Origin of the sequence: Halovivax asiaticus JCM 14624, from assembly GCF_000337515.1 — an archaeon.
Classification (GTDB): Archaea; Halobacteriota; Halobacteria; order Halobacteriales; family Natrialbaceae; genus Halovivax; species Halovivax asiaticus.
The window spans coordinates 1-6258 of sequence record NZ_AOIQ01000006.1; the positions used below are offsets into that span (position 1 = coordinate 1).

A 6258-nucleotide genomic window follows, 5' to 3' on the forward strand; every position below is an offset into this window, starting at 1 on the left:
AGATGCCGAGCGTGAGGAGATCGGTCATCCCCAGCATGGGTGCGATACCGACCGCGAAGAGGAGACCGAACAGGGCACCGAAGCCGGCACCGAGCGAGAGGCCGACGGTCGTCGGTTTCGTCACGCCGAATGCGAGCCCGCCGACGAGTTTGGCCTTCTCACCGACGGTGAGACGCGACCAGAATCGTTGCATCGTCACCTGAATGTCCCGGTCGACGAGAGCGACACCCAGGCCGTTTCGTTCGGCGGTGTCGATAGCGGCCTTCATGTCTGCGCCAGGTTCGACGTCGAACCGGTCGCCGAGCTGAGACTGGACGTACGAGAGCATCCAGTAGGCCAGAAACTGAAAGACGGTGTTGCCGGAGAGGAGATCGGCGGCTTCGATGTCGTCCGGTGTCCCGCCTTTCATCTGGCGGTACCTGCCTTCGTCGAGTTCCACGGCGACGACATCGGGGGACTCCTCCTCGATCGTCTCCGTCACTTCGTCGACGCTCGCCTGCGAGACGTGTGCCGTCCCGACGACCGTGATCTCGCCCTGTTCTCGGTCGGGCGGGTCGGGTGGACGGGGTGTCCCGTCCTCGCGTACGTCACTCATTACTGTCGGACAACACGCCGACGACGTTTAGGCGTATCGAACATGGGACCCACGGCAACCCCGTTCTAGTCAATTGCGACGGCCCCGTTGAAAGCCTGCGACCACTCGGTGAAAGCCCGCGACGACCCGTTGAAATCTTGCGACCACTCGGTGAAATCGTATCGATACACCGCGCCAACCAGTCTCTCCCACGGGTGACATCGATGCGACACCATCATTTCACTCCGACGCGCAGCCAAGCATATGACCGAACTCATGGAGACGTATATCGAGAATCGAACTCTCGTCCAGCCGAATCACACCAACATGCTGGGCAAGACCCACGGCGGGCACGTGATGAAGTGGATGGACGAGGTGGGCGCGATGGCGGCGATGCGCTTCTCGGGCGAGACCTGCGTGACGGCCCGCGTCGACAGCATGAACTTCGAACTGCCGATCCGCCTCGGTGACTCCGCACTCGTCACCGCCTACGTCTACGACGCCGGAGCAACGAGCGTGAAAACGCGCGTGACGGTCGAACGGGAGGATCTCCGGACGGGCGAAAGCGAACTGACGACCGAATCGTACTTCGTCTACGTGGCCATCGACGAAGACGAGCACCCGACGACGGTCCCGAACCTGACTGCCGCAACGGTAGACGGCGAGCGGCTTCGCACGGAGGCGCTCGAAGGGGAATCCGGACAGGACGGGTAAGGTACGCCAGCGCAGCACAGGTACGTCCTGTTGCCCGCTTCGATGTCGTCGGCACCACCAGTTTTCGATCTGTAACACCATCGGTTGTTGACCCACGGTCCCCAGCTGTTTTCGGTCTGCATGCACCACCATTTTCGCGGTCGTTGATGCGAGGTACCCTATGCGCACCGTCGTACACCTGATTCAGAACGACGCCGAGGATCGAAAATCTGCACTCGCGATCACGAAGAACCTCACCGAGGACGATTCGGTCGAACTGGACGCCGTCGCCGTCGTTGCCCAGGGCCCGGGGATCGAAGCCGTGCAGAACGACGCAGCAGTGAGTGAGCACGTCGAGTCCCTTCTCGACGACGGTGTCTCGATTACCGCCTGTCAGAACACGATGGACATGCACGACCTCACCGAAGCCGATCTCGTCGACGGCGTTCAGACTGCCCCCTCCGGCGTCGGCGAACTCACGCGGCTCCAGAGCGACGGCTACGCGTACATCCGTCCGTAAGTTCGGGTCGGGCTGGTCCAATTTTGTGACGATCGAGTTCGAACCAGGCTCAGTTCCGTGTGGGAATTCTTAACCGGCGACCGCCCATACGACCGTGTATGCCCCTCGACGTCGAACCACCTGCCCCGCCGGAACTCGAGTACGTCGACCCGAATCAGTACGACGACGCCTCCGTGGCTGACGGTCCGGACGTCGATTACCGTCGGCAGGAACTACAAGAGTTCCTCGAAGCGGGCGGCTGGGAAGAGGCGTTCGACCGCTGGCGTGCGGACGCGGAGTTGTCCGAGCGGGAGTTCGCGATCGCGACCGACATGGATCTCTTCTCCCAGTTCGACTTCTTCTGGGACGACTTCGCCGACCGGGTCGGCTATCACGCGCCAGGTATCCCGGAAGACTGGCAAGAACGATCGTATCACCCGGAACTCGATACCTGGGGAACGGTCTCCGCGATCAACGCGGGCCTCACCGAGTTCGGCCAGATCGTCTGTGAACACCTCAAGGAATCGTACGTCGACTGGGAAGCCGAGTACGAACCGCCGGAAGATCTCCCGGACTTTTAGGATCCAAAAACGGGCCTGACCCGGCGTCGAATCCTTACCGACTGGCGACGAGGAAGAACGTCTCGGGTCGCTCACGAACAGCTTCGATCGAGAAGCCGACCGTTCGGAGCTGGTCTGCCGCCGCGCTCGCTGAGAACCGTTCGTCGGTCGGTGGCCCGTCGGTCCCCTCACCGTCGGCGTCCCAGTCGACCGTGACGAGCCGGCCGTCCGGGCGAACGACGCGCGCGAGTTCGGCGAATGCCTCCTCGCTCGCGTACTCGTGGTGAGTCATCGTCGAGAAGGCGCCGTCGAGTTCGTCGTCGGCGAACGGCAGCGAATCGACGCCGGCCGTCACCAGGTCGACGTTCTCGGGAACGCCATGTTCGCGGTACTTCTCGTGCATCTCCTGTTGGACGTCGACGGCGGAGAGCGTCCCGACGAACGGGGCGACGTCGTCGGTGTAGAACCCGGTTCCGGATCCCAGATCGGCGACGGTCGCGTCGGTGCCGGTCGGGAGCGCGGAGAGCAGTTCTTCACGGGAGCAGTATCGGTAGCGGCCGGGATCGCGGAGGCCGTCGGCCCGATCGACCGGGAACGTGTGAAAGCCCATGGAGAGAGGTGGGGCGAACCGTCCAAAAGTGCTTGCTTCCGCGGACCGTGAGTCCGTGACTCGAATGGCGCTGTCGCCGTCAGCCGCGGGCGAACACCCAAGGTATATTCGCGTTCGCGCCGAAATTCCTCCCGATGAGCCTGATCGACGATGTGGACACGTACGGCGATCCCAACGACATCGGGCCGCTGGATCAGGCCCCGCGCGAACCCGAGGGCCCACCGGACACCTCGACGGGTGAGTTCCTCGTCTGGACGTTCGAATCGGAGAGTTCGCGGTCCGTCCCCGACGTCTACCTCGTCGCGCGCGACCCGGATCCGCTCGATTTCAGGATGTGGATCTTCGCGGGCCGTGGCAGTCGCGCCGAGTTCGTCCTCCGGGCCTCACACCGGTACAATCCGGACGAGGCCACCGAGTACGAGCAGGCGGAGTGCTGTGAAGTCCTCATGGAAGGCGAGTCGCTCGAGGGACACCACTGCCCGGACCCAGTTGCTGACTACGTCGCCGAGTTGACCGACGCGCCGGTGTCGTTCCCCGGCCAGGAGCCCGATCGCGACCGCGGCGACGACTCGCCGATCCAGTACTGACCACGGTTCGCCAGAATTGGTGGAGAGTTGTTCAGCAGGTTTTAGAAGAACGCACCAGCGACCAGCAGCGGGAAGACGAGCGTCGCCTCCGCCTGGATTTCGGTGTAGTTGCTCCCGTCTGTCGCCTTGATCTTACCCCAGGAAACGGCCTCGTTCGGCGGGGCCCCCGAGAGCGAGCCGTCGCCTTCCATCCCGGTCTGGATGTAGATGGCGTACTCGGCGCCGCCGCGGAAGAGGTTGGTCATGATCGCGTGGTGTTTCGGGACGCCGGCCCCGACCGCGATGAGCCCCGTCGTATCCTGGAGCATGCTGTCGCCGATCAGGGAGTCGTAGTCCTCGACGATTTCGATGCCAACATCGGGCGTGTCGGGGCGTTGGCGGTAGTAGTAGAGGAAGTTGCCGACCTCCGCGTCGGTGAGCGCCGGGCAGTAGACTGGAACGTCGTTCCGGGCGGCCTGGTACAGCACCGAATCTTCGTCGTCGAGCGTCGCGCCGAGTTCACGAGCGAACTCCGAGGGGGTGCGGATCGCTTCCTCGGCGAAGAAGTCGTCGAAGAAGTCGTAGAGGTACTCCTCCAGCCAGACGTAGCGGTCGGAGGGGACGAAGATGTTGCCGAGGCGATTGATCCCCCGCTCGCGCAGGGCCGATTCGTCGGCGTCCCACTCGCCCATCTTGAACGGTTTTGCAGTCTTGATGACGTCCTCCGTGATCGAGCCGGAGGTCGTGATGATGATGTCGACGTGACCCTCACGGACGAGCGCGGCGACGACCTCGCGGAGGCCGGAGGAGATCACGTTCGAGGTGAGCGTCAGGTAGATCGTGGCGTCCTCGGCTTGCATCCGCTCGGCGATGTCGATCGCCTCGGCGAGGTGCGTCGCCTGAAAACCGGTCGTCGCGTAGCTGTCGAGAATCGATCCCAGATCGACGCCGTCGCGGAAGTCGTAGCCGCGGACGTCCGCCCCGTCGAGTTCCTCGTCCGTCCCGGGAACGACGTGTTCGCGGGAGTCGTCGGGTTCCATGGGCAGTCGTAGCCGACAAGACGCTTTCAATGGCTCGGAACGTCGCCGCGGAAACGAACGCATAAATCGGTCGACCGACTGACCCCACGCATGGACACCTACGAGTTACTCACCCGGAACACCGACGAGGTGGTTGTCGAGGACGAGGTTCGCGAACTGGCCCAGGATCCCGACGGCAAACGGGTCTACGTGGGCTACGAGCCATCAGGCGTGCTCCACCTCGGGCACCTGCTGACTGCGAACAAACTCATCGACCTGCAGGACGCGGGCATGGAGGTCGTCGTCCTCCTTGCGGACGTCCACGCCTACCTGAACGACAAGGGCACCTTCGAGGAGATCCGCGAGACGGCCGAACGAATGCGCGCGCAGTTCCTCGCGTACGGCCTCGACGAAGAACGGACGGAGTTCGTCTACGGGTCTGACTACCAGCTCGAAGAAGACTACACCCTCGACGTACACGAACTGGAGCTCTCGACGACGCTGAATCGGGCCCAGCGCGCGATGGCCGAGATCCAGTCCGGCGAGACGGCGAAGGTGAGCCACGTCGTCTACCCGCTGATGCAGGCGCTGGACATCGAGTATCTGGACCTTGACCTGGCGATCGGCGGGATGGATCAGCGTAAAGTCCACATGCTCATGCGCGAGGAACTGCCAGCCATCGGCTACGAGGCCCGCCCAGTCCTCCACACGCCGATCGTCGCGGACCTCACCACTGGTGACGGGAAGATGTCCTCTTCCGAGGGCATCACCATCTCGATGGAGGACTCCACTGAGGAACTCGAAGAGAAGGTCAACTCGGCGTTTTGCCCGCCGACGCGTGATCCCGAGGGAGACCTCGAGAATCCCGTCCTCGAACTCTTCGAGTACCACGTCTTCCCTCGCTTCGAGGAAGTCGTCGTCGAGCGACCCGACGAGTACGGCGGCGATCTGACCTACGAGTCCTACGAGACGCTAGCGACCGACCTGGAGTCCGGCGAACTCCACCCAGCCGATGCAAAAGGTGCGCTCGCGAGCTCCCTCGACGAGTTGATCGCACCCGGACGCGACGTGCTGTCCGAGATGCGAGCCTAACTCGGCAATGTGCGATTCTGGTGACTCCGGTAGGAGACGATGGACCCCAATTTCCTGGCCCGTATCGGCTCTTTGAAGGGCGTGCCGTGGCGAGGTAGACTATGGACGAGACGCGCCAGGCCGTGATCGAGGGGCTGGAAGCCGGCCCAGTAACGGGACCGGAGCTCGCCGACGAGCTCGACATGTCTCGTGCGGCCGTCTGGAAACACGTCGAGGCGCTGCGCGAGGCGGGATTCGCAATCGACGGGACGCCGTCGGGATACGTGCTCGGTGACGTATCGGGGTACAGTGGCCCGCTCGTCGAGTACGGGCTGGACGCACCGTTTTCGATCGACTACCACGACACCCTCCCCAGTACGAACGAGCGGGCGCGCGACCTCGCCGCAGACGGCGCCGATGACGTCGCCGTGGTCGCGAACACCCAGTCGGGCGGGAAAGGACGACTCGATCGCGCCTGGGACTCGCCGGCCGGTGGCATCTGGACGAGTCTGGTCTGCCGACCGACGATTCCGCCCGCCCGCGCGCCGCTCTACACGCTCGCCGCCGCCGTGGCAACGGCGGAGGCCAGCAGAGAGGCGGGTGTCGACGCCGGGATCAAGTGGCCCAACGACGTCGTCGTCCCGGCCGACACCGATCGCGGCTATC

The 6258-nt window shown here is 63.9% G+C and carries 9 protein-coding genes (1 of these 9 only partly in view); 6 read left to right on the forward strand and 3 right to left on the reverse strand.

Annotated features, from left to right (window positions below):
• Positions 1-595 (reverse strand): TraB/GumN family protein (locus C479_RS01080; RefSeq protein WP_007696567.1); only part of this gene is annotated, 595 nt, incomplete at its 3' end.
• 243 nt (positions 596-838) lie between these two features.
• On the opposite strand from C479_RS01080, the gene C479_RS01085 reads away from it, so the two are divergent.
• The 3 genes from C479_RS01085 (at position 839) to C479_RS01095 (ending at position 2347) form a co-directional block, all read left to right on the forward strand.
• Positions 839-1288, forward strand: a complete 450-nt coding sequence (locus tag C479_RS01085) for an acyl-CoA thioesterase (RefSeq protein ID WP_007696570.1) — start codon at positions 839-841, stop codon at positions 1286-1288.
• Between the two features lie 160 nt (positions 1289-1448).
• Positions 1449-1787 carry a DsrE family protein gene (locus C479_RS01090; RefSeq protein ID WP_007696572.1) on the forward strand — a complete coding sequence of 113 codons (339 nt, stop codon included), beginning with the start codon at positions 1449-1451 and terminating at the stop codon, positions 1785-1787.
• Positions 1788-1885: 98 nt separating this feature from the next.
• Entirely contained in the window at positions 1886-2347 is a 462-nt protein-coding gene (locus C479_RS01095) for a hypothetical protein (RefSeq protein WP_007696575.1), read from the forward strand.
• A 34-nt stretch (positions 2348-2381) separates the two neighbouring features.
• Here C479_RS01095 and C479_RS01100 read toward each other — a convergent pair whose 3' ends face one another.
• Positions 2382-2936: a class I SAM-dependent methyltransferase gene (locus C479_RS01100; RefSeq protein WP_007696578.1), complete on the reverse strand. Its 555-nt coding sequence runs from the start codon at positions 2934-2936 to the stop codon at positions 2382-2384.
• A 134-nt stretch (positions 2937-3070) separates the two neighbouring features.
• Here C479_RS01100 and C479_RS01105 point away from each other — a divergent pair, with 134 nt between their 5' ends.
• Positions 3071-3523: a hypothetical protein gene (locus C479_RS01105; RefSeq protein ID WP_007696581.1), complete on the forward strand. Its 453-nt coding sequence runs from the start codon at positions 3071-3073 to the stop codon at positions 3521-3523.
• 41 nt (positions 3524-3564) lie between these two features.
• Here the strand turns inward: C479_RS01105 and C479_RS01110 are convergent, their stop codons facing one another.
• Positions 3565-4542, reverse strand: a complete 978-nt coding sequence (locus tag C479_RS01110) for a deoxyhypusine synthase (RefSeq protein ID WP_007696583.1) — start codon at positions 4540-4542, stop codon at positions 3565-3567.
• Positions 4543-4632: 90 nt separating this feature from the next.
• On the opposite strand from C479_RS01110, the gene C479_RS01115 reads away from it, so the two are divergent.
• Positions 4633-5613, forward strand: coding sequence for a tyrosine--tRNA ligase (locus C479_RS01115; RefSeq protein ID WP_007696589.1), 981 nt, complete (start codon positions 4633-4635; stop codon positions 5611-5613).
• Between the two features lie 101 nt (positions 5614-5714).
• A protein-coding gene (locus C479_RS01120; protein ID WP_007696591.1) for a biotin--[acetyl-CoA-carboxylase] ligase crosses the window boundary here: on the forward strand, positions 5715-6258 show its 5' portion. Its footprint extends 374 nt past the window's final position; 544 of the gene's 918 nt are visible here — the first part of the coding sequence; its start codon is at positions 5715-5717; its stop codon lies off the right edge, out of view.

Bases quoted from the DNA above. Each gene is read 5' to 3' on its own strand.
- C479_RS01085 (WP_007696570.1), top strand. From the start codon at position 839: ATGACCGAACTCATGGAGACGTATATCGAGAATCGAACTCTCGTCCAG.
- C479_RS01090 (WP_007696572.1), top strand. From the start codon at position 1,449: ATGCGCACCGTCGTACACCTGATTCAGAACGACGCCGAGGATCGAAAA.
- C479_RS01095 (WP_007696575.1), top strand. From the start codon at position 1,886: ATGCCCCTCGACGTCGAACCACCTGCCCCGCCGGAACTCGAGTACGTC.
- C479_RS01100 (WP_007696578.1), bottom strand. From the start codon at position 2,936: ATGGGCTTTCACACGTTCCCGGTCGATCGGGCCGACGGCCTCCGCGAT.
- C479_RS01105 (WP_007696581.1), top strand. From the start codon at position 3,071: ATGAGCCTGATCGACGATGTGGACACGTACGGCGATCCCAACGACATC.
- C479_RS01110 (WP_007696583.1), bottom strand. From the start codon at position 4,542: ATGGAACCCGACGACTCCCGCGAACACGTCGTTCCCGGGACGGACGAG.
- C479_RS01115 (WP_007696589.1), top strand. From the start codon at position 4,633: ATGGACACCTACGAGTTACTCACCCGGAACACCGACGAGGTGGTTGTC.